Origin of the sequence: Brevundimonas aveniformis DSM 17977 (genome assembly GCF_000428765.1) — a bacterium.
Taxonomy (GTDB): Bacteria; Pseudomonadota; Alphaproteobacteria; order Caulobacterales; family Caulobacteraceae; genus Brevundimonas; species Brevundimonas aveniformis.
This window is the reverse complement of sequence record NZ_AUAO01000001.1, coordinates 58,524-78,710: the sequence shown is the minus strand read 5'-3', so window position 1 is coordinate 78,710 and position 20,187 is coordinate 58,524. Positions and strand designations below refer to the sequence as shown.

14 protein-coding genes, 2 tRNA genes and 3 rRNA genes are annotated in these 20,187 nt (G+C 63.0%); 14 read left to right on the top strand and 5 right to left on the bottom strand.

Translation table 11 applies throughout. The features are described from left to right. Nucleotides 1–2: 2 nt before the first annotated feature. On the bottom strand, nucleotides 3–1,286 hold the full coding sequence (locus G391_RS0100410) for an MFS transporter (protein ID WP_245572006.1): 1,284 nt from the start codon (nucleotides 1,284–1,286) through the stop codon (nucleotides 3–5). 49 nt (nucleotides 1,287–1,335) lie between these two features. On the opposite strand from G391_RS0100410, the gene dapE reads away from it, so the two are divergent. From dapE to G391_RS0100380, 6 genes are all read left to right on the top strand, one after another. Continuing rightward, nucleotides 1,336–2,490: a succinyl-diaminopimelate desuccinylase gene (gene dapE / locus G391_RS0100405; RefSeq protein ID WP_029085759.1), complete on the top strand. Its 1,155-nt coding sequence runs from the start codon at nucleotides 1,336–1,338 to the stop codon at nucleotides 2,488–2,490. Between the two features lie 20 nt (nucleotides 2,491–2,510). Further along, nucleotides 2,511–2,900 carry a YidB family protein gene (locus tag G391_RS0100400; protein ID WP_029085758.1) on the top strand — a complete coding sequence of 130 codons (390 nt, stop codon included), beginning with the start codon at nucleotides 2,511–2,513 and terminating at the stop codon, nucleotides 2,898–2,900. Between the two features lie 86 nt (nucleotides 2,901–2,986). Continuing rightward, the gene (locus G391_RS0100395) at nucleotides 2,987–3,937 is read left to right on the top strand and encodes an acetyl-CoA carboxylase carboxyltransferase subunit alpha (protein ID WP_029085757.1); all 951 of its coding nucleotides are present in this window, start codon (nucleotides 2,987–2,989) and stop codon (nucleotides 3,935–3,937) included. Between the two features lie 51 nt (nucleotides 3,938–3,988). Beyond that, nucleotides 3,989–5,851, top strand: coding sequence for a cobaltochelatase subunit CobT (gene cobT / locus G391_RS0100390; RefSeq protein WP_029085756.1), 1,863 nt, complete (start codon nucleotides 3,989–3,991; stop codon nucleotides 5,849–5,851). Nucleotides 5,852–5,976: 125 nt separating this feature from the next. Further along, the gene (locus tag G391_RS13320) at nucleotides 5,977–7,044 is read left to right on the top strand and encodes an esterase-like activity of phytase family protein (protein ID WP_211226453.1); all 1,068 of its coding nucleotides are present in this window, start codon (nucleotides 5,977–5,979) and stop codon (nucleotides 7,042–7,044) included. 359 nt (nucleotides 7,045–7,403) lie between these two features. Next, a complete protein-coding gene (locus G391_RS0100380) occupies nucleotides 7,404–8,066 on the top strand; it encodes a hypothetical protein (protein ID WP_029085755.1) in 663 nt (220 codons plus the stop codon). On the opposite strand, the gene G391_RS0100375 is transcribed toward G391_RS0100380, so the two are convergent. The 3 genes from G391_RS0100375 to G391_RS0100365 are packed head-to-tail and all read right to left on the bottom strand — an operon-like array spanning nucleotide 8,063 to nucleotide 9,818. Further along, nucleotides 8,063–8,560, bottom strand: coding sequence for a demethoxyubiquinone hydroxylase family protein (locus tag G391_RS0100375; protein WP_425393379.1), 498 nt, complete (start codon nucleotides 8,558–8,560; stop codon nucleotides 8,063–8,065). The genes G391_RS0100380 and G391_RS0100375 overlap by 4 nt on opposite strands. Before the next feature lie 52 nt (nucleotides 8,561–8,612). Continuing rightward, nucleotides 8,613–9,143 (bottom strand): disulfide bond formation protein B, encoded by a 531-nt coding sequence (locus G391_RS0100370; protein ID WP_029085753.1) that lies wholly within the window; start codon nucleotides 9,141–9,143, stop codon nucleotides 8,613–8,615. Nucleotides 9,144–9,179: 36 nt separating this feature from the next. Then, the gene (locus G391_RS0100365; protein WP_029085752.1) at nucleotides 9,180–9,818 is read right to left on the bottom strand and encodes an exopolysaccharide biosynthesis protein; all 639 of its coding nucleotides are present in this window, start codon (nucleotides 9,816–9,818) and stop codon (nucleotides 9,180–9,182) included. Between the two features lie 727 nt (nucleotides 9,819–10,545). Between G391_RS0100365 and G391_RS0100360 the strand changes: the two genes are divergently transcribed. Continuing rightward, on the top strand, nucleotides 10,546–12,195 hold the full coding sequence (locus G391_RS0100360) for an amidohydrolase (RefSeq protein WP_029085751.1): 1,650 nt from the start codon (nucleotides 10,546–10,548) through the stop codon (nucleotides 12,193–12,195). Nucleotides 12,196–12,233: 38 nt separating this feature from the next. Here G391_RS0100360 and hfaB read toward each other — a convergent pair whose 3' ends face one another. Further along, a complete protein-coding gene (gene hfaB / locus G391_RS0100355; RefSeq protein ID WP_029085750.1) occupies nucleotides 12,234–13,265 on the bottom strand; it encodes a holdfast anchoring protein HfaB in 1,032 nt (343 codons plus the stop codon). A gap of 112 nt (nucleotides 13,266–13,377) precedes the next feature. Between hfaB and G391_RS13315 the strand changes: the two genes are divergently transcribed. The 7 genes from G391_RS13315 to rrf all read left to right on the top strand — a co-directional run bounded on the left by G391_RS13315 (nucleotide 13,378) and on the right by rrf (nucleotide 20,153). Continuing rightward, a complete protein-coding gene (locus tag G391_RS13315; RefSeq protein ID WP_084169076.1) occupies nucleotides 13,378–14,076 on the top strand; it encodes a rhomboid family intramembrane serine protease in 699 nt (232 codons plus the stop codon). A gap of 50 nt (nucleotides 14,077–14,126) precedes the next feature. Continuing rightward, on the top strand, nucleotides 14,127–14,555 hold the full coding sequence (locus tag G391_RS0100345) for a CBS domain-containing protein (protein ID WP_029085749.1): 429 nt from the start codon (nucleotides 14,127–14,129) through the stop codon (nucleotides 14,553–14,555). 576 nt (nucleotides 14,556–15,131) lie between these two features. Next, nucleotides 15,132–16,613, top strand: a 16S ribosomal RNA gene (locus G391_RS0100340). A 166-nt stretch (nucleotides 16,614–16,779) separates the two neighbouring features. After that, nucleotides 16,780–16,856: transfer RNA gene (locus G391_RS0100335), tRNA-Ile, on the top strand. Nucleotides 16,857–16,878: 22 nt separating this feature from the next. Continuing rightward, nucleotides 16,879–16,954, top strand: a tRNA-Ala gene (locus G391_RS0100330). A gap of 220 nt (nucleotides 16,955–17,174) precedes the next feature. Beyond that, a 23S ribosomal RNA gene (locus G391_RS0100325) occupies nucleotides 17,175–19,961 on the top strand. Between the two features lie 77 nt (nucleotides 19,962–20,038). After that, nucleotides 20,039–20,153, top strand: a 5S ribosomal RNA gene (gene rrf, locus G391_RS0100320). Together the 16S, 23S and 5S rRNA genes with 2 tRNA genes alongside form the textbook arrangement of a ribosomal RNA operon. Nucleotides 20,154–20,187 lie beyond the last annotated feature (34 nt).

Genomic DNA, 20,187 nt, shown 5'->3' with positions numbered 1-20,187 from the left:
GATCACTCCAGCCGGTCGGCCTTCCGCAATGCGGGGAACATCCAACTCCACAGGCCGGTGGCGCCGATGGCGGCGACGCCGCCGAAAACCGCGGCGCTGATCGGGCCGAGCAGGCGCACCATGACGCCCGAATAGGCCTCTCCCAGCTCGTTGGACGCGCCGATGAACAGCATCGACACCGAACTGACCCGGCCGCGCATATGATCGGGCGTGGCCAGCTGGATCAGGGTCTGGCGGATGTTGACGCTGATCATGTCCGCCGCCCCGCCGATGAACAGCACCAGGGCCGACAGCCAGGCGACCTTGGATAGGCCGAAGATCAGGGTACAGACCCCGAACACCGCCACCGCCGAGAACATCCACACCCCGCCGCGCCGCGTGATCGGCCAGCGCGATAGGTAGAGCGCCACCGCCAGCGCTCCAACTCCGAACGAGGCCCTGAGCAGGCCGAAACCAAACGCCCCCACATGCAGGATGTCGCGCGCAAAGATCGGCGTCAGCAGGGCGACCCCGGCCAGCATCACCACCACCAGATCCAGCGAGATGGCGCCCAACACGATCTTGGTGTTCCAGACATAGGCCAGACCCTCGCGCACGGCCTTGAGTCGGCTGATGGCCTGATCGGGGCGGCGTGGCTGGCCGCTGGTGCGGATGGCGATCATGCAGCCCATGCCGATGGCGAAGAAGACCGCCGATACGCCATAGGCCAGCGGCGTATTGATGCCGACGATCAGACCGCCGAAGGCCGGGCCGGCGATGGCGCCGACCTGGAAGGCGATGGACTGGGCCGCGATGGCCGCAGGCAGGGCGCTGCGTCCCACGATCATGGGCAGGAAGGACTGGTTGGCCGGGGCCAGAAACGCCCGCGCCGCGCCGAACACCGCCGCCACCGCCAGCAGGCCCCACAGCGGCGGCGAGCCGTGGATCGCCATCGCCAGAAAGGCCAGGGCGCAGGCGCCCTCGACAGCGATGGAGGCGGCGACGGTCCGCTTGCGGTCGCGCCGGTCGGCCATCTCTCCGGCCGGCAGGGTGAAGGCCAGAAGCGGCAGGAACTGCACCAGGCCGACAAGTCCCAGATAGAGGCTCGCCTGTTCGATCGGATGCTCGCGCCGGGCGATCGTATAGACCTGCCACAGAAGGGCGGAGGACTGGATCTGGATGGCCAGCACGGCGATGATCCGCCCGACCCACAACAGGCGAAAGTCGCGCACGCCCCACGGACTGGTCGAGCCGCCCTCGGGCGCCGGCGGCGTCGGCTGTGGATTTTCGGGGGCGTCAATGCTCACGCGCGGGCAGGGCCTTCTAGATTCACGCGACTGGCCCTAAAGCGGGACCATGAGCGCCGTCGACCCCGTATCGCTGACCCGCGACCTGATCCGCAAGCCGTCCGTCACCCCGGCCGACGAAGGGGCGATGGATCTGGTCCAGGGCAAACTCGAAAAACTGGGCTTCGCCTGCCGCCGGATGAAGTTCGAGGATATCGAGAACCTGTATGCCCGGCGCGGGACCGAGGGGCCGAACCTCTGTTTCGCCGGTCACACCGATGTGGTGCCGACCGGGCCGACCGGGGCCTGGTCGTCGGATCCGTTTGCGGCCGAGGTGGTCGAGGGTGTCGTCATCGGCCGTGGGGCCGTCGACATGAAGGGCGGTATCGCCTGCTGGATCGCGGCGGTGTCGCAAACCCTGGCCGAGGGCGATGTTCCCGGCTCGCTGTCGTTCCTGATCACCGGCGACGAAGAGGGCCGCGCCACCCACGGCACCAAGCTGGTGGTCGAGCAACTGCTGGCCGAGGGTGAACGGATCGACGCCTGTGTGGTGGGTGAGCCATCGTCGCTTCAGGTTCTGGGCGACACGATCAAGATCGGCCGGCGCGGCTCGCTCAACGTCTGGATCACCGTGACGGGCAAACAGGGCCATGTCGCCTATCCCGAGCGCGGGGCGAATCCGATCCCGGTCCTGCTGGATCTGATGAAGCGGCTGAACGATCGACGGCTCGACGAGGGCTATGAGGCGTTCCAGCCCTCGAACCTGGAACTGACCACCTTCGACGTCGGCAATACGGCCACGAACGTCATTCCGGGTCAGGCGACCGGCCGGTTCAACATCCGCTTCAACCCGGCCCATACGGGCCAGAGCCTGATGGATTGGATTTCTGAAGAGGCCCGCGCCGCTGAGGCGGCTTCAGGTCAGAAGGTCGAGGTCGAGTTCCTGCATTCCGGCGATGCCTTCCTGACGCAGGAAGGGCCGTTCACCACCGCCATTCAGGACGCCGTCGAGGCCGAACTGGGCATCCGGCCCGAAGCCTCCACCACCGGCGGCACCTCGGACGCCCGCTTCATTCGCGCCATTTGTCCGGTGCTGGAACTCGGCCTGGTCGGCCAGACCATGCATCAGATCGACGAGCGTGTGTCTGAGGCCGACCTACATTCGGTCACCCGCGTCTATCGACGTGTGATACAGACCTTTTTCGACCGGTTTGCCCCGGCCTGACCTCAAGGGAGATCCCAGCAATGAACATCATGGACATGATCGGCGGCGCGCTCGGCGGCGTCGGGACTGGTGGCAGCACCAACTATGGTCAGCTGTTCCAGATCGTTCAGAGCATGGGCGGTATTGACGCCGTCATGGACCAGCTCCGGTCCGGTGGTCTGAATGACGAGATCGGATCGTGGATTGCCCAGGGTGCCAACCAGGTGATTACGCCGGATCGCGTTCGTGCCATCCTGGGTGACGGCATGATTGGTCACGCGGCCCAACAGATGGGCCTGTCGCCGGAGCAGATCTCCGAAATCATCTCTCAGCAGCTTCCGCACGTCATCGACATGATGACGCCGGATGGCAACAGCCCCGGCGGCGGTTTCGGCGACATCCTGGGTCAGGTTCTGGGCGGGCGGCGCTAGAGCCGCCCGGACCGGATGATCTTCGGCTTGCCCCTGTGCCTCCCGATCCCTAGGTTCCGCCTCCGCAAAAATGTCCCGGACGCCTGATGGCCCAGCACTATCTCGAGTTTGAAAAGCCGATTGCCGATCTTGAAGCCAAGATCGAAGAGCTTCAGGCCCTTTCTGAAACCACCGGCTCGTTCGAGGCCGAGATTGAGGCCTTGCGCAAGAAGGCCAACAAGCTGCGTCGCGATGCCTACGCAAATCTCGACCCGTGGAAGAAGACCCAGGTGGCGCGTCATCCCCAGCGGCCGCATCTGTTCGACTATCTGGAGGGACTCATCACAGACTTTGTCGAGCTGAAGGGTGACCGGCAGTTTGGCGATGATCAGGCCATCGTCGGAGGCCTGGGCCGCTTTCGCGACCGGCCGGTCGTGGTGATGGGCCACGAAAAGGGTCACGACACCTCCAGCCGTCTGACCCACAACTTCGGCATGGCCCGGCCGGAAGGCTATCGCAAGGCCGTGCGACTGATGGATCTGGCCGAGCGGTTCAACCTGCCGGTCCTGACCTTTGTGGACACCGCGGGGGCCTATCCGGGGCTGGGGGCCGAAGAACGCGGCCAGGCCGAGGCCATCGCCCGTTCGACCGAGCGCGGCCTGACCTTGGGTACGCCGATGATTGCGACCATCACGGGCGAAGGCGGCTCCGGCGGGGCGATCGCCCTGGCGGCGGCCAATCGCGTCCTGATGCTCGAACACTCCATCTATTCGGTGATTTCGCCCGAGGGAGCCGCCTCGATCCTGTGGCGCGACGGCTCGCGCGCCAGGGATGCAGCCTCGGCCATGAAGATCACTGCGCCTGATCTGGTCGAGCTCAAGATCGTGGACCGCATTATCCAGGAACCGGAGGGGGGCGCACATTCGGACCGCGAAGTGGCCATTCAGACGGTCGGCGACGTGCTGGAAGACGAGCTTCATGCACTGGAAGGACTGTCCCCGGGCGAGCTTCGCGCTCAGCGGGCAGATCGGTTCTATGCCATTGGGCGACTGAGCTAGGCAGGGCCGGCGCCTCTCGACCTGAACCGACAGAGGCCCTAGATCGACAGTATGGCCGTCGCGGAAAGCCCGACTGAATCGTTCAAGCGTGCGCTTGCCCATGCGGCGCGCGCCCTGGCCGAACAGGCCGAGCTGGAGGTCGCTTTCAGTGGAGAGCGGCCCGGCGTGCGCGATGGCATCGCCTATCTGCCGCAGCCCCCGCGTGACCTGGCCAGTCCCGAGGCCCAGGGCCTGAGGGGTCAGGCGGACCAACTGGCTCTTAGGCTGGCGCACCATGACGAAGGGGTCTTTGCCAGAAGCCGTCCGGCCGATCCCTCGGCGCAGCGCGCCTTCGAAGCGGCAGAGACGGCCCGGATCGAAGCCATTGGGGCTCGGGCCTTGGGAGGCGTGCGCGGCAACCTGGCGGCGGCGCTGGATCAGCGACTGTCACGCCTGATGACCTCGCCCGCAGTTCAGCTCCTGCCAATGGACGAGGTGCTGGCGCTGGTGGTGCGTGAACGTCTGACCGGGGAGCGCCCGCCGCCCGTGGCCCAGGTCAGCGTCGAGGCCCTGCGGGGCGAGATTGAGAGCAAGGCGGGATCGACCCTGGATCAGCTGGAAGCCGTTATCGAGGACCAGACGGCCTATGGCCGGATCGTCCGCCAGGCCCTGCGCGATCTCGATATCGACCCCACGGCGGACGATATCGAGGACACGTCTGATCAGGACGGCGAGGAAGATCAGGGCGAGGATTCGTCCGCCCCCGAAGACAGTGCCGACGATGACGAGACGGATCCCGGCGACGGCGAATCCGAGCCGGATGCCGGGGCCCCCGAGAGCCGCGAAGGGGACCGCGTCGAACGATCCTCCGAGGGCCAGGTCGATACGGATGCCCAGCCCGAAGACGAGGCCGATGGGTCCGCTGACGGTGAGGTGCCGAACCGCCCCGAACTATCGGACGATGGCCGGTCGCGCGCCTATCGCATCTTCACCACCCGCTTCGACGAAGTCGTTGACGCCGATGAGCTGTGCGACCCGACCGAGCTGGGCCGTCTGCGGGCCTTGCTGGATCAGCAGTTGTCCAGTCTGTCGAACGTGGTGGCGCGGTTGGCCAACAAGCTGCAACGCCGGCTGATGGCGCAACAAAACCGCTCCTGGGTGTTCGATCTGGAGGAGGGGGTGCTCGACACCGCCCGCCTGACCCGGATCATCACCGACCCGACCGCCCCCCTGTCGTTCAAGGCCGAGAGCGATATGCCGTTCCGCGACACGGTCGTGACCCTGTTGCTGGACAACTCCGGCTCGATGCGCGGTCGGCCGATCATGGTGGCCGCGGTCTGCGCCGACATCCTGGCGCGCACGCTGGAACGCTGCGGGGTCAAGGTCGAGATCCTGGGCTTCACCACCCGCGCCTGGAAGGGAGGGCAGTCCCGCCAGCTCTGGGTCGAGGCCGGCAAGCCGGCCATGCCGGGCCGCCTGAACGACATCCGCCACATCATCTACAAGTCCGCTGACGCGCCCTGGCGCCGCGCCAAGAAGAACCTCGGTCTGATGATGCGGGAGGGCCTCCTGAAGGAAAACATCGACGGCGAGGCCCTGTTGTGGGCGCGCCAGCGCCTGGCCGCGCGGCCCGAGGAACGACGCATCCTCATGGTGATTTCCGACGGTGCGCCGGTCGATGATTCGACCCAGTCGGCCAACGCCGCCCTCTATCTCGACAAGCACCTGCGTCAGGTCATCGCCGATATCGAAGGGGAGGGGGCCATTGAGCTGCTCGCCATCGGCATCGGCCACGATGTCACCCGCTGGTACAAGCGCGCCGTTACGATTGTCGATGTCGAGCAGTTGGCTGGGGCCATGATCGAGAAACTTGCCGAGTTGTTCGACCGGTCACCCGCCACCCCGGCTCGCCGCAGCCTCAGGAGAGCGGCATGATGGACCATAAGCCGTCACCCTCGGGCTTGTCCCGAGGGCCCATGGTTCGGCTGGCCGCGGCCATGATCGAGCTGGCGCGTCGGGTCCGATGGGGACCATCGCCTAGCGCGCCAGAAAGCGTCCCGGTGGGCCCTCGGGACAAGCCCGAGGGTGACGGATTCAGAAGGTCCACTATCAGTGTCGTGCTGGCGACCGTGCTCGCCGCCTGTGCGACCACGCCGGAAGTCGGCTGGCAGGCCCGCCACGCCGCTGGAGAAGCCCTGCGTGAGGCCGTCCGCTTCGCCGAGGAGCCGTTGCCGGACGCCTGGATGGAAGTCGAGGTTACGGCCACGCCCGTGCCGATCAACGATCCAGATCTCGAGGCCGGCACAGGCCAACTGGTCTTCGCCGGCGGCGTTCAGATCACCTCCGGCTTCAATCGGCTCCACGGCCTGTCGGACATCAAGTTCGAAGATGCCGAGCGCTTCTATGCTGTCACCGATGAGGGCCTGCTGGTCAGGGGGCGGGTCGAGCTGGATGCGGCCGGTCGCCTGGCCGGTGTGGGCGGGGTCCAGGTCCGACCGCTCGTCGACCCGGACGGCACCCCGCTGATCCCGAAATATCTGGCTGACGCCGAGGGGCTGGCTCTGATGCCCAACGGTGAGGTGCTGGTCAGCTTTGAGCGCCTGCACCGCGTCTGGCGCTACGACCGTGACGGGCGGTGGCTGGGCGAGCGGGTGATCCCGGATTTCGCGTTCACCGAGAACGATGGGATGGAGGGGATCGCTTGGGCCGCAGGCGACGCCTTCTGGGCGGCTGGCGAGAATGGCGGCCTTTGGTGGTGCGAACCCGAAGCGTGCGCAATCCACGATGATCCGCCCGAAGCAACACCAACCGACGCCGATCTGCGTCTGACCTCGCTCACTCAAACGATCGACGGGGAGCGCTGGCGATACGAGCTAAGCCGCAGCTACAACTCGACCACCAACACCAACGTCATCGCCATCCAGCGCCGCGAGTCCGCGAGATGCGTCTATCCCTGTATTCTGGGGCGCTGGATCCCGACCACCTTCACCGCTCCCGCCACTGTCGACAACTTCGAAGGCATCGCCGCGGTGCGCCGGCCGGACGGCGGGGTGCGGCTCTACATTCTGTCGGACGACAACTTCAACCCGCGCCAGCGGACGTTACTGCTGGCGTTTGATGTGAGGTAGCTTTGCTGAGAATTCACCAGGTATTGGCGTTGGCAGCCTTGGTCTGCATCGGGGCAGCGCCGCCGCCGCCTCCTTCGCCTGCTGCTACGGAGGCGTTTGCCGAGCGCTCCTGTGGATCACGCTCGACCGCCCCTGGAGCCGATGTCTCGGTTGATACGCGCGTCCTGGAGGCGCCCCCTGCCAACATCCGGATTGTGGCTCCGCAGACTGTAAGTTTCGCGAGTGGCTTGTCGATTGGAGGTCTTCCAGGCCCCATTCTAGCGCTCGTTCCACGTGAGGGTGGACGCCTCTTGGCCGCAACTTCGGAGGAGTGGGTGGTCCTTGATCCAGATTGGGAGAGGGGATTCCGTCTCGAAGGAATGGATACGGTGGAGGCGTGGCCGCTGCTGCGCGGTGAAGACGCGCCGCTTCACGCCATGGTCAGTATCGGCCTAGGCGGGACGGTTGTGGCGGTGCATGGCAATCGCCTTCTGGCTTATGACTTTGCGTCGTGCGGTCCGTCATCCACCGGCGTGCCGCTGGTCGAGTTTCCGACCCGGCCGAACGCCATCACGGTAACTGATTATTCCCGACTGATGGTGGTTGGAAACACGACCGACGGGCAGGTCGAAGCCTTTGCAGATCTGCTCGGTTCTCTCATTGCAAGCGAAGTCGCTCAGCATGCTTCCCTCGACGGTCGCGCTCTGGAATCGAATCGCGTGCTTAGCGCGCCGAACGACCGGGCAATCGCGCTCGCAAACCCGTATCAAATTGTGCCGGTAGGATTGATCGGCCTCTGGCAACGCCCCGACGGAACCCAAAGCCTGAACCAGTTCAGTCTGAACACCTATATGCACTTTGGCTCGCGAGAGCCGACTGATCCCTGGTTGCTCCTTGAAATCGAAGGCTTGACAGTGTCGAGCGCTACAGCGGCCTATCCGGGCAGTGGCCATGAAATCGTTGTAGTTCTGGTGATGCCGGATCCTGAGGATCCCAGCCGTCAGTTGCTGTTGGCTTACACCAGCACCGACCCTCTCGTTTAAACCTTCTCCGACACCTTGATCGCCACCCGGCAGCCGGCCTTGATCAGGCCGGTCAGCAGCTCATAGCCCGGCGCCTCGTGCGCGCCCTGTTCGACGGCGTGGTCGTGGTGGCGCAGTTCGTCCTCGCGATACTCACGGAACTGTTCGGCCAGGGCTGGGTCGCGCATCTCCCACTCGTCGGCCTGGTCGGCGTAGTGGTCCGAGATCACCGTCTCGACGGCTTCGGTACAGGCATGGGCCGCCTTTTCCCCCAACAGGGCCGTGCCGACGCCCAGCCCATAGGCCGCGATCCGCCACAGCGGCGTCATCAGGGTCGGGCGGGTGCTGGTTTCGGTCAGCAGGGCGTTGAAGCGATCCAGATGAACCTGCTCCTCGCCCTCCATGCGTTCCATGTCGTCGGCAAGGGCGGCGCGCCCCGCGGCACGAAACACGTCCTTCTGGCCGCGATAGATCTGCACCGCCGCCATTTCGCCGGCGTGATCCACGCGCAGCATCTCGCCCAGACGGGTCCGAAGCTGGCCGCGACCGGGCCGGGCAAGACGGACATTACGGTTCACGATACAACCTCGGCACCTGGGCATCGCGCGGGCGCATGGCGGCCGCCAAACTGAACCCGGCAAGGGCGACTGAGAGGATGGCGTTCCAGGTGGCCATCGACAGGCCTAGCCAGCTCCAGGCGATGTCGCCACAGCTGGGCATCGTGGCCGGACCTTCCAGGCTGGCCAGGATATCGGTCGCATTAATCGGCCCTGTTGCGCCCATGCAGGTGGCGGGCAAGGCCCACCAGCCCTGCTCCCCGCCAGCGTGGAAGGCGGCGGTGACGGCGCCGGCGGTGAAGATGGCAAACAGGATAAAGGCGGCCAGCCGCGGCGTTCCCTTGGCCCGACTGATCAGGGTCCAGACGATCGCGGGTCCGGCAACGGCCAGAGCCGCCCAATAGACTTCGCGCTGCCGCAGACAGAGCTGACACGGGGCCAGCCCCTGAGATTCGAACCAGTGGGCCGCGCCCAGCATGGCCGCAGAAGCCACAAGGGCCACGACCGCCCACCATCTCAACAGGATCTGCAACACCGCCATGGCGACGCTTCTAGCCCGGCTGAGCCCCGGCGTCGATCACTGGAAGTAGCCGCTCAGTCCGGTAGCCCAGGTCGCGCCGTAGTAGAGGCCTAGAGCCACCGCGATCAGAGCGCCGGCCCACAGGCTCGCGACCACTGCGCCCAACAGCACGAACAGACCGTCGCGCTGGATCAAACCCACCGCCAGCATGGCCAGGGCCACAGACGGCACCGTATTCACCAACGGCAGGACGATGGTGATGGTCGCAATGATCATGAACAGGGCGGCGAACCGCTCGCCCAGGCCTGTCGACAGGGCCTGAAGCCGTGGGCGGCTGAGGCGTTCGAACCATCCCATGCGCTTTTCGGCAAAGTCGGCCATCCGATCGAGCCAGGCCTGAGGGCAGCGGCGGGTCAGCAGGCGGGTCGGTAGCCACGGCTCCTTCATGCCGATCAGGAGCTGGCCAGCCAGCAGGAGAATGGGAATGCCGATCGCTTGGGGCACGCCGTAAAGGGCCGGCACCAGGCAGGGGATCGACAGGATCAAAATCAGGATACCGAAGCCGCGCTCGTCCAGCCGATCCCGGATATCACCCAGCGTCAGGCCCTCGCCCCGCCCGGCCTCGGCCAGGGCGCGCGTCAGTCCGATAAAGCCCGATCCGGGGTCGTCTGTGTGGGTGTCCAGCGAGGTCGTCATCGGTTCTGTCTATCACCCAGGTCACCGTGCGCGACCCGGTATCCGTGACATGCCACAGCCAGGTGACGAGGGGATTAATCGCCCTGTCTGGAGGAGGACGGTCGAGTGATCGGGAGACTCCGGGGACAGACTCCCGAAACGAGCTTCGGGGCTCTCTCTATCGGGGCCCGGCTGCGGTGCGAGCCTTGAGGCCGATCATCGGCATTGACCCGATCAAGCGCGTGCGTCGGTATGGCGTGACACAGTTTCCACCGTGGACGAACAAATCGCTGAAGCGCGGCGGCGATGCGGGTATTCGCGGATTCGGAAATGGACCCGGCAGGCCGCTGAGGCGCGGTGCGCGCGTGACAACAATGTCAAAGACCACAAGGGCGGATACGGATATCCGCTCCGAGCCGTCTTCATCATAGGCGCGGCGCAAGCGCCGGGGAGGAACGCGCGCAGGGGGGCGGTCCTTCGGTATCGAGACGGGCGAGATTACACACCGAAAGTGCACCAGGATTGGTGGACGGTGGAATGTCGACGCGCCTGCGCGTTGTGCTCGGCCTTCGCCTTTCGTCGTCCTCCGGCGCGTGCAGCGCGACCGGGGACCCAGCTCATCGCCGCCAACCGCCCTGGATTTCCCGGTCCGCGCCGCCAAACGCGGCTTGTCGGAGGATGACGAAAGGGAGGGGGAGGATTTGCAAAGCGATTCCCTCTCACCGGATCTGGCTCTAGGGTCGCCGGCATGAAACGCATGGCTCTTTCCGCCGCCGGCCTGGCGCTGTTCGCAACCTCGGCCCAGGCCCAGGACGCTGATCTGATCCTGTTCGGAGGGCCGATCCACACCGGCGACCCGGCCAATCCGACCGCTGAGGCCGTGGCGATCGAGAACGACCGCATCACCTTTGTCGGCGCACGGGCGGGCGCCGAGGCCCTGGCGGGTGCCCAGACCCAGCGGATCGATCTGCGCGGCGCGGCCCTGTTTCCCGGGTTCACGGATGGCCACGCCCATCTGGACGGCATCGGTCAGCGAGAACTGACGCTCAATCTGGAGGGTTCCGCCTCCCTGGCCGAGGCCATGCAACGGCTGAGCGCCTGGGCAGAGGCCAATCCCGATGGCCCGATCATCGGGCGTGGCTGGATCGAAACTCACTGGCCGGAGGCCCGGTTCCTGAGCGCGGCCGACCTGGACGCCGCCGCACCGGGGCGGATTGTGGTGCTGACCCGTGCAGACGGTCATGCCCTGGCCGCCTCGACCACGGCCCTGTCCGCCGCCGGGATTGATGCGGACAGCGCCGTGCCCTCGGGGGGTGAGATCGAACGGGACGGGGAGGGGCAGCCGACCGGTCTGTTGGTCGATGCGGCGATGAACCTGATCCGTGCCGCCATCCCGACCGATGCGCCCGTCAACCGCCGCCAGGTCTATGAGACGGGGGTGGCCGTCTATCGCGCCCAGGGCTGGACCGGCCTGCACAATATGGGGGCCTCATGGGACGATATCCTGCTGATGGAGGCGATGGACGCCCAGGGCGCGCCGTTGTTGCGCATCTATAACGCCATTGACGTGGCCGACGTCGACCACCTGTTCGCAAGCGGACCGCGTGCGACGGCGGATGGCCTGGTCATTACCCGGGCGGTCAAGGTTTATGCCGATGGGGCGCTGGGATCGCGCGGGGCAGCCCTGTTCGAACCCTATGCCGATGCGCCGGAAACGACCGGGCTGATGCAGACCTCGACCGAGGCGGTTCTGCCGATCTACCGGCGCGCGCTGGAAACGGGCATCCAGGTCGCCACTCACGCCATCGGGGATCGCGGCAATGCCGAGGTTCTGGACTGGTACGCCGAGGTTGGAGTCCCTGCGACGGCGCGCTGGCGGATTGAGCACGCCCAGATCGTGCGCAATCCGCGCGACCTGGTTCGGTTTTCCGATCAGGGCGTGATCGCCTCGATGCAGCCCAGCCATGCCATCGGCGACCTGCACTTTGCGCCCGCGCGTCTGGGCGAGGCGCGGCTGGATGGGGCCTATGCCTGGCATTCGTTGCTGGAGGATGGGGCCGTGGTCGTCGGCGGCTCGGATGCGCCGGTCGAGCGTGGTTCGCCCCTGATCGAATTCTATGCGGCGGTGGCCCGACGCGATCTCCAGGGCTTTCAAGGCCCGGACTGGCATCCCGAAGAAGCGATCAGCCGCGAACAGGCCCTGGCCCTGTTTACCACCGCGCCGGCCTGGGCCTCGTTCCGCGAGGATGAGCTGGGCCTGATCCGCGTCGGCTTCGAGGCCGACCTCACGGTCTTTGACGTCGATCTGATGACGGCCCCGGTCGAGGCCATACCGCTTGGACGAGCCTTGCTGACCATCGTGGACGGCGAGGTCATCTATCGGGCGGAAGGGTGGTAATTTCTTGGGGAAGGCCTCGCTTCCCTAGTCCCTAGAACCTAGTAGCGGCCGCGGTCGCGTTGCCCCCGGCGCACATCGCGATCACGTTCATCGTGCCAGCGGCTGGGGTCGGCGCGGGTGCCGCCGTTGTTGGTGCCCAGATTGTCATAGGCCGGATAGTAGCCGCCGGTTGGACCGGTGGTGCCGAACAACAGATCGCCCGACACCTGCAGGCAGGCTTCCGGGCCGGGGGCCCCATAGAGATTGGCCATCATCTCGAGCACGGCCCGTTCGACCAGGGCGCGAACGGCCCATTGGGCCGGTTCCTGGCCACCTGTGCCCATCGACAGGTCAAAGACGTTGCCGTTCAGGAAGTCGAACCAGCCGAGCGAGATTTCCCGGCCAATGATCTGCTTCTGGTACGAGATGACGTCGACGATCTCCTGGGTGCGCGTGTCGACCAGTCGCAGGTCCAGCGCCACATTCATCACCGCCGAGCGTGCAGAGATGAGCCCGCCGCGAGGAATCGTATCGTCGGCCTCCTCGGCAACGCTGCCGCCCAGCTCCATACCCGAGCCACGGATATTGAAGTTCACCTCGGTGATGCCGCCCTGGATAATATAGTCCGAGCCCGGCACCTGGCCGGCGATCAGGCGGCGCGGCTCGGCGGTGCCGTCTTCAGCCGGCTCACCGTCGCCAATCAGCATAGCCCCGGAATAGCGCATCTCCATTTCCGAGACGGAGGTGTCATAGCGTTCAACCTGGCGAGCCCCGGCCTTGGCCAGGGCCGTCATCGCCATAAGCGAGCCGCCCTGGGTAATGACGCGTCCATTCTCTCCGACGGTGCCGGTATAGTCCGAGATCCGGCCCACGGCGATTCTGGGTGAGGGTCGATTGTTGGCGCGGGCCCAGTCGGCCAGACAGTAAAGGGCGGGCGAATAGGGCGTCGGATTGGCGATCACCGGGGCCGACCCGATCGGCGCGGCGTACATGCCGCTGGCCCCAGCGCCACCTCCACAGCCTGCCAGCAGCAGGCCGGTCGCGGCCACAGCCCCGATCACCTTCGTTTTCCCAAGGGCGCTCAGCGTCATCATGCCTGCTGTCCCGATCTCCGTTTTCGCCGCGCGCGAGTCGCAGCTTGCAGGGGCAAGATGAGCGGCGTTTCTTAAGAACCGCTTGAGATTCGCTAACCATGATTCCCCTATGACCGAATCGCCCCCCCCACAGCCTGGACGCGAACCCGCCTTCAATGTGCCCGGGCCGGTGTTGTTGGTCGTGGGCACGATTCTCGGCCTGTACGCCGTCCAGAGCTGGATCGGGCCGGACTGGCCGTACCGATTCGGGCTGATCCCGGCGCACCTTTGGCAAGGCGATGCGCTCGGGCTGCTTACGAGCATGGGCGTGCATGGGGAGTGGATGCACGCGGGCTCCAACGCCGTCGGTGCGCTGGCCTTTGGAGCCCCGCTGGCGCGCCGTCTCGGAGGCGACCTGCGTGGATATGCCCTGTTTATAGGCTTTTTCCTGGTGTCCGGCGTCCTGAGCGCCCTGGGCTATGCCCTTCTCAACCCCGAATCGCAGGTACCCTTGATTGGGGCCTCAGGCGCAGTCTTTGGTCTGATCGGGGCGGCGACCCGCCTGATGAACCCGTGGGGTGTGCTTGAGCCGCTGTTGTCGCGCCGGGTTCTGAGCATGACGGCGGCGTGGGTGGCGGTGAACCTGCTGGTTGGCTTCCTGGGTTTCGACCCCTCAACGGGGATTCGCGGCATCGCCTGGGAAGCGCACCTGATCGGATTGGCGGTTGGTCTGCTGGGTGTCGGGCTGTGGTTCCGGCTGTGGCGGGTGCCGCCGCCGGCCTTGCCGCGATCCGGGCCGTGGACCGGCACGCCGGGCGGCGAACATTGATTCCCCTGTCGGAATAGGCGAGGCTCTGTCTCTATCAAGGAGGTGTCGCCATGCTGATCGCAGAGATCCTCAAGGACAAAGGGCCGAACGTCTTCACGGCGGGGCCCGCGGATAGTCTCGAATCCACCATCCAGGCCCTGGAATCGAAACGGGTCGGCGCTCTGGTCGTCTGTGACGGGGAGCAGGTCGTCGGCATCGTGTCCGAGCGCGACCTCGTTCGGGCTGTGGCGCGCCACGGCGGAGGTGCCCTGTCCCGACCGGTTCAGGAATTCATGACCCAAGACGTCGTGTTCGCCGAGCCGACCGAGACGGTGGCTACGCTTATGGAACGTATGACGGACCGCCGTATCCGCCATCTGCCTGTTCTACAGGAAGGGCAGTTGGTTGGAGTCGTGTCGATCGGGGATCTGGTGAAGTCTCAGATCGCCGAGGCGACCTTCGAGGCTGAAAGCATGAAGGCCTACATCGGCGCGGGCTGAACAGACCGGCGGTCTGCGAGAAACTTTGCAATTGCCGCTTTTTCGCCCTTGCGTCTGAAAGGGGCCGCTCGTATATCGCCGCCTCGCTCGGAACCGGGCGGGCCGAAACGAAGACGAGAGACGAAAGCCTCTTGATTTCGAAATCGGAAATCACTAGGTTCCGCGCCTCCAACCGAATCTCTCGACCTTCTGGGGATTGCCCCTCGGCGGCCCCGAGACATTCTTTGCGCCGATTTCCACCCCGGTGGAAAGAAAACGCAAAAAGCTGAAAACAGCCGGTTGACTCTGAAATCGGTGGCGACTAAATCGCCGCCTCCGCCGGCCACCGGGCGTTAAACGGGTGGGGCCACCACGGTGGTTTCGGTCTTTGACATCGTTGATTTGGAAAGAGAAACGCAGGCGGCGGTGTCTCAGCGGTGACTTCGGTCACTCAGACACTGACGAACTTGCGGTCTCTTGAAGACACCATGAATAACGATCTTCGGATCGTCGTTTGTGGGAACTCGTCAAGAAACTATGCAAACCAGAACGCAGCGGTGCTTCGGCATCGCGAACTATCTGGAGTCAATGTCAACTCAACTTGAGAGTTTGATCCTGGCTCAGAGCGAACGCTGGCGGCAGGCCTAACACATGCAAGTCGAACGAACTCTTCGGAGTTAGTGGCGGACGGGTGAGTAACACGTGGGAACGTGCCTTTAGGTTCGGAATAACTCAGGGAAACTTGTGCTAATACCGAATGTGCCCTTCGGGGGAAAGATTTATCGCCTTTAGAGCGGCCCGCGTCTGATTAGCTAGTTGGTGAGGTAAAGGCTCACCAAGGCAACGATCAGTAGCTGGTCTGAGAGGATGACCAGCCACATTGGGACTGAGACACGGCCCAAACTCCTACGGGAGGCAGCAGTGGGGAATCTTGCGCAATGGGCGAAAGCCTGACGCAGCCATGCCGCGTGGATGATGAAGGTCTTAGGATTGTAAAATCCTTTCACCGGTGAAGATAATGACTGTAGCCGGAGAAGAAGCCCCGGCTAACTTCGTGCCAGCAGCCGCGGTAATACGAAGGGGGCTAGCGTTGCTCGGATTTACTGGGCGTAAAGGGCGCGTAGGCGGACATTTAAGTCAGGGGTGAAATCCCGGGGCTCAACCTCGGAACTGCCTTTGATACTGGATGTCTTGAGTGTGAGAGAGGTGTGTGGAACTCCGAGTGTAGAGGTGAAATTCGTAGATATTCGGAAGAACACCAGTGGCGAAGGCGACACACTGGCTCATTACTGACGCTGAGGCGCGAAAGCGTGGGGAGCAAACAGGATTAGATACCCTGGTAGTCCACGCCGTAAACGATGATTGCTAGTTGTCGGGATGCATGCATCTCGGTGACGCAGCTAACGCATTAAGCAATCCGCCTGGGGAGTACGGTCGCAAGATTAAAACTCAAAGGAATTGACGGGGGCCCGCACAAGCGGTGGAGCATGTGGTTTAATTCGAAGCAACGCGCAGAACCTTACCACCTTTTGACATGCCTGGACCGCCACGGAGACGTGGCTTTCCCTTCGGGGACTAGGACACAGGTGCTGCATGGCTGTCGTCAGCTCGTGTCGTGAGATGTTGGGTTAAGTCCCGCAACGAGCGCAACCCTCGCCTTTAGTTGCCATCATTCAGTTGGGCACTCTAAAGGGACTGCCGGTGCTAAGCCGGAGGAAGGTGGGGATGACGTCAAGTCCTCATGGCCCTTACGGGGTGGGCTACACACGTGCTACAATGGCGACTACAGAGGGCTGCAACCCAGCGATGGTGAGCCAATCCCTAAAAGTCGTCTCAGTTCGGATTGTTCTCTGCAACTCGAGAGCATGAAGTTGGAATCGCTAGTAATCGCGGATCAGCATGCCGCGGTGAATACGTTCCCGGGCCTTGTACACACCGCCCGTCACACCATGGGAGTTGGCTTTACCCGAAGGCGCTGCGCTAACCGCAAGGAGGCAGGCGACCACGGTAGGGTCAGCGACTGGGGTGAAGTCGTAACAAGGTAGCCGTAGGGGAACCTGCGGCTGGATCACCTCCTTTCTAAGGATGCTTCTCCAGGCTCTCACGGGTCTATTGAAGCTCCAATCAAATGCGGGACGCCGCCGTCTTCGTTTCTCTTTCCTCCTTCGCCGCCGCCGGCCAGCCATACGGGTTGTTCGGACAGGCGGTTTGATCGCGAGCCCGATTACCCAGGGACCGCTGCCATAGGCCCGTAGCTCAGGTGGTTAGAGCGTACGCCTGATAAGCGTAAGGTCGGCAGTTCGAGTCTGCCCGGGCCTACCACTCCTTACTGGTAGCGCGGATCGGGGCCATAGCTCAGTTGGTAGAGCGCGTGCTTTGCAAGCATGAGGTCGTCGGTTCGATCCCGTCTGGCTCCACCATCCGGTGGCCGACGGCTCAGCGATTAAAGGAACACGGTTTGCGCCGGCGGATCCCGCTGGTTGCATTGAAATTGTGAAGGGAAGGTTCGACCGGGCAGTCATGCTTTAGAGGTCGAGCTCGAGAAGACATTGTCTGGCAAAATATCAAAGTCCATGCGTGGGCGCTCCGGCACTTCTTTCCAGTCGGAGAGGCCACAAGCGCATGGGTTTTGCTGAGAACGATCAAACGCAAAAGGGCTTCTGACGGATGCCTTGGCGTAGAGAGGCGATGAAGGACGTGGCACGCTGCGATAAGAACCGGGGAGGCGCGAGCACCCTTTGATCCGGTTATTTCCGAATGGGGAAACCCACCTTTACGGTCTTCCAACTTGTTTCTGGTTTCGGCCAGGAACGATCTTGGTGGATCGTTCAAAGGTATGATGAACTGAATACATAGGTTCATTAAGCGAACCCGGGGAACTGAAACATCTCAGTACCCGGAGGAAAGGACATCAACAGAGACTCCCGTAGTAGTGGCGAGCGAACCGGGACCAGGCCAGTGCTCTTGTGAAATAAAGCGGAACGACTTGGAAAGGTCGGCCATAGTGGGTGACAGCCCCGTACGCATCAAATAGCAAGAGACTCGAGTAGGGCGGGACACGTGAAATCCTGTCTGAACATGGGGGGACCACCCTCCAAGCCTAAGTACTCCTCTACGACCGATAGTGAACAAGTACCGTGAGGGAAAGGTGAAAAGCACCCCGACAAGGGGAGTGAAACAGATCCTGAAATCGGAAGCCTACAAGCAGTCGGAGCTGCCAAGCGCAGTGACGGCGTACCTTTTGTATAATGGGTCAGCGACTTCATGTGTCGAGCAAGCTTAAACCGTTAGGTGTAGGCGCAGCGAAAGCGAGTCTGAATAGGGCGCTGAGTTCGACGTATGACGACCCGAAACCAGGTGATCTATCCATGAGCAGGATGAAGGTTGGGTAACACCAACTGGAGGTCCGAACCGGTGTCTGTTGAAAAAGACTCGGATGACTTGTGGATAGGGGTGAAAGGCCAATCAAACCTGGACATAGCTGGTTCTCCGCGAAATCTATTTAGGTAGAGCGTCCGACGAATACCCTGGGGGGTAGAGCACTGGATGGATGCGGGCTGCGCGAGCGGTACCAATTCTAACCAAACTCCGAATACCCAGGAGTACTATCGGGCAGACACACGGCGGGTGCTAACGTCCGTCGTGAAAAGGGAAACAACCCTAACCATCATCTAAGGCCCCCAAGTAACGGCTAAGTGGGAAACGATGTGGGATTGCTTTGACAACCAGGAGGTTGGCTTAGAAGCAGCCATCCTTTAAAGAAAGCGTAACAGCTCACTGGTCAAGCGATCCTGCGCGGAAAATGTAACGGGGCTCAAGCCGTTCGCCGAAGATATGGGTTTGCAGTTTACTGCAAGCGGTAGCGGAGCGTTCCGTAAGCCTGTGAAGGTCAGTCGTGAGACTGGCTGGAGGTATCGGAAGTGAGAATGCTGACATGAGTAACGATAGGAGTGTGAGAGACACTCCCGCCGAAAGACCAAGGGTTCCTGCGTAAAGCTAATCTGCGCAGGGTTAGCCGGCCCCTAAGGCGAGGGCGAAAGCCGTAGTCGATGGGAACCAGGTGAATATTCCTGGGCCAGTTGGTAGTGACGGATGACGTAACTTGTCAGGGCTTATTGGATTGTCCTGGCAGGGAAGTTGTCCCTGGAAATAACTCCAACAGAGACCGTACCCGAAACCGACACAGGTGGTCAGGTAGAGCATACCAAGGCGTTTGAGAGAACTGTGCTGAAGGAACTCGGCAAATTGCACGCGTAACTTCGGAATAAGCGTGACTCTGCTTTGGGCAACCAGAGTAGAGTGGCACAGGCCAGGGGGTAGCGACTGTTTAGCAAAAACACAGGGCTCTGCGAAGCAGCAATGCGAAGTATAGGGTCTGACGCCTGCCCGGTGCCGGAAGGTTAAAAGGAGGTGTGCAAGCACCGAATTGAAGCCCCGGTAAACGGCGGCCGTAACTATAACGGTCCTAAGGTAGCGAAATTCCTTGTCGGGTAAGTTCCGACCTGCACGAATGGCGTAACGACTTCCCCACTGTCTCCAGCACAGGCTCAGTGAAATTGAATTCCCCGTGAAGATGCGGGGTTCCCGCGGTCAGACGGAAAGACCCTATGAACCTTTACTATAGCTTCGCCTTGGCGTTAGCGTCGACATGTGTAGGATAGGTGGGAGGCTTTGAAGCAGGGGCGCCAGTTCCTGTGGAGCCATCCTTGAAATACCACCCTTGTTGTCGCTGGCGTCTAACCGAGGCCCGTTATCCGGGTCCGGGACATGGCGTGGTGGGTAGTTTGACTGGGGCGGTCGCCTCCCAAAGTGTAACGGAGGCGCGCGATGGTGAGCTCAGAGCGGTCGGAAATCGCTCGTCGAGTGCAATGGCATAAGCTCGCCTGACTGCGAGACTGACAAGTCGAGCAGAGACGAAAGTCGGCCATAGTGATCCGGTGGTCCCGTGTGGAAGGGCCATCGCTCAACGGATAAAAGGTACTCTAGGGATAACAGGCTGATTTTGCCCAAGAGTCCATATCGACGGCAAAGTTTGGCACCTCGATGTCGGCTCATCACATCCTGGGGCTGGAGCAGGTCCCAAGGGTATGGCTGTTCGCCATTTAAAGTGGTACGTGAGCTGGGTTCAGAACGTCGTGAGACAGTTTGGTCCCTATCTGCCGTGGGTGTTCGAGACTTGAGAGGATCTGTCCCTAGTACGAGAGGACCGGGATGGACATACCTCTGGTGGACCTGTCGTGGCGCCAGCTGCGCAGCAGGGTAGCTAAGTATGGAATAGATAACCGCTGAAAGCATCTAAGCGGGAAACTAACCTCAAAACAAGGTCTCGCTGAGGATCGTGGAAGACTACCACGTTGATAGGCCGGGTGTGGAAGTGCGGCGACGCATGGAGCTTACCGGTACTAATAATCCGATCGGTTTGATCGTTTCTCAGCAAAACTCATGAATGCGGACTTTGAGTTCGCCGACAATGTCTTCTCATTTTCATCTGTCCGTCTTGCCGACCTGGTGGCTATGTCGGAGGTTCCCCACCCGATCCCATTCCGAACTCGGTCGTTAAGCCCTCCAGAGCCGATGGTACTTCGTCTTAAGGCGCGGGAGAGTAGGTCGCCGCCGGGTCTGCCAGACGGACAGTTGAAAAACCTTCCCAACA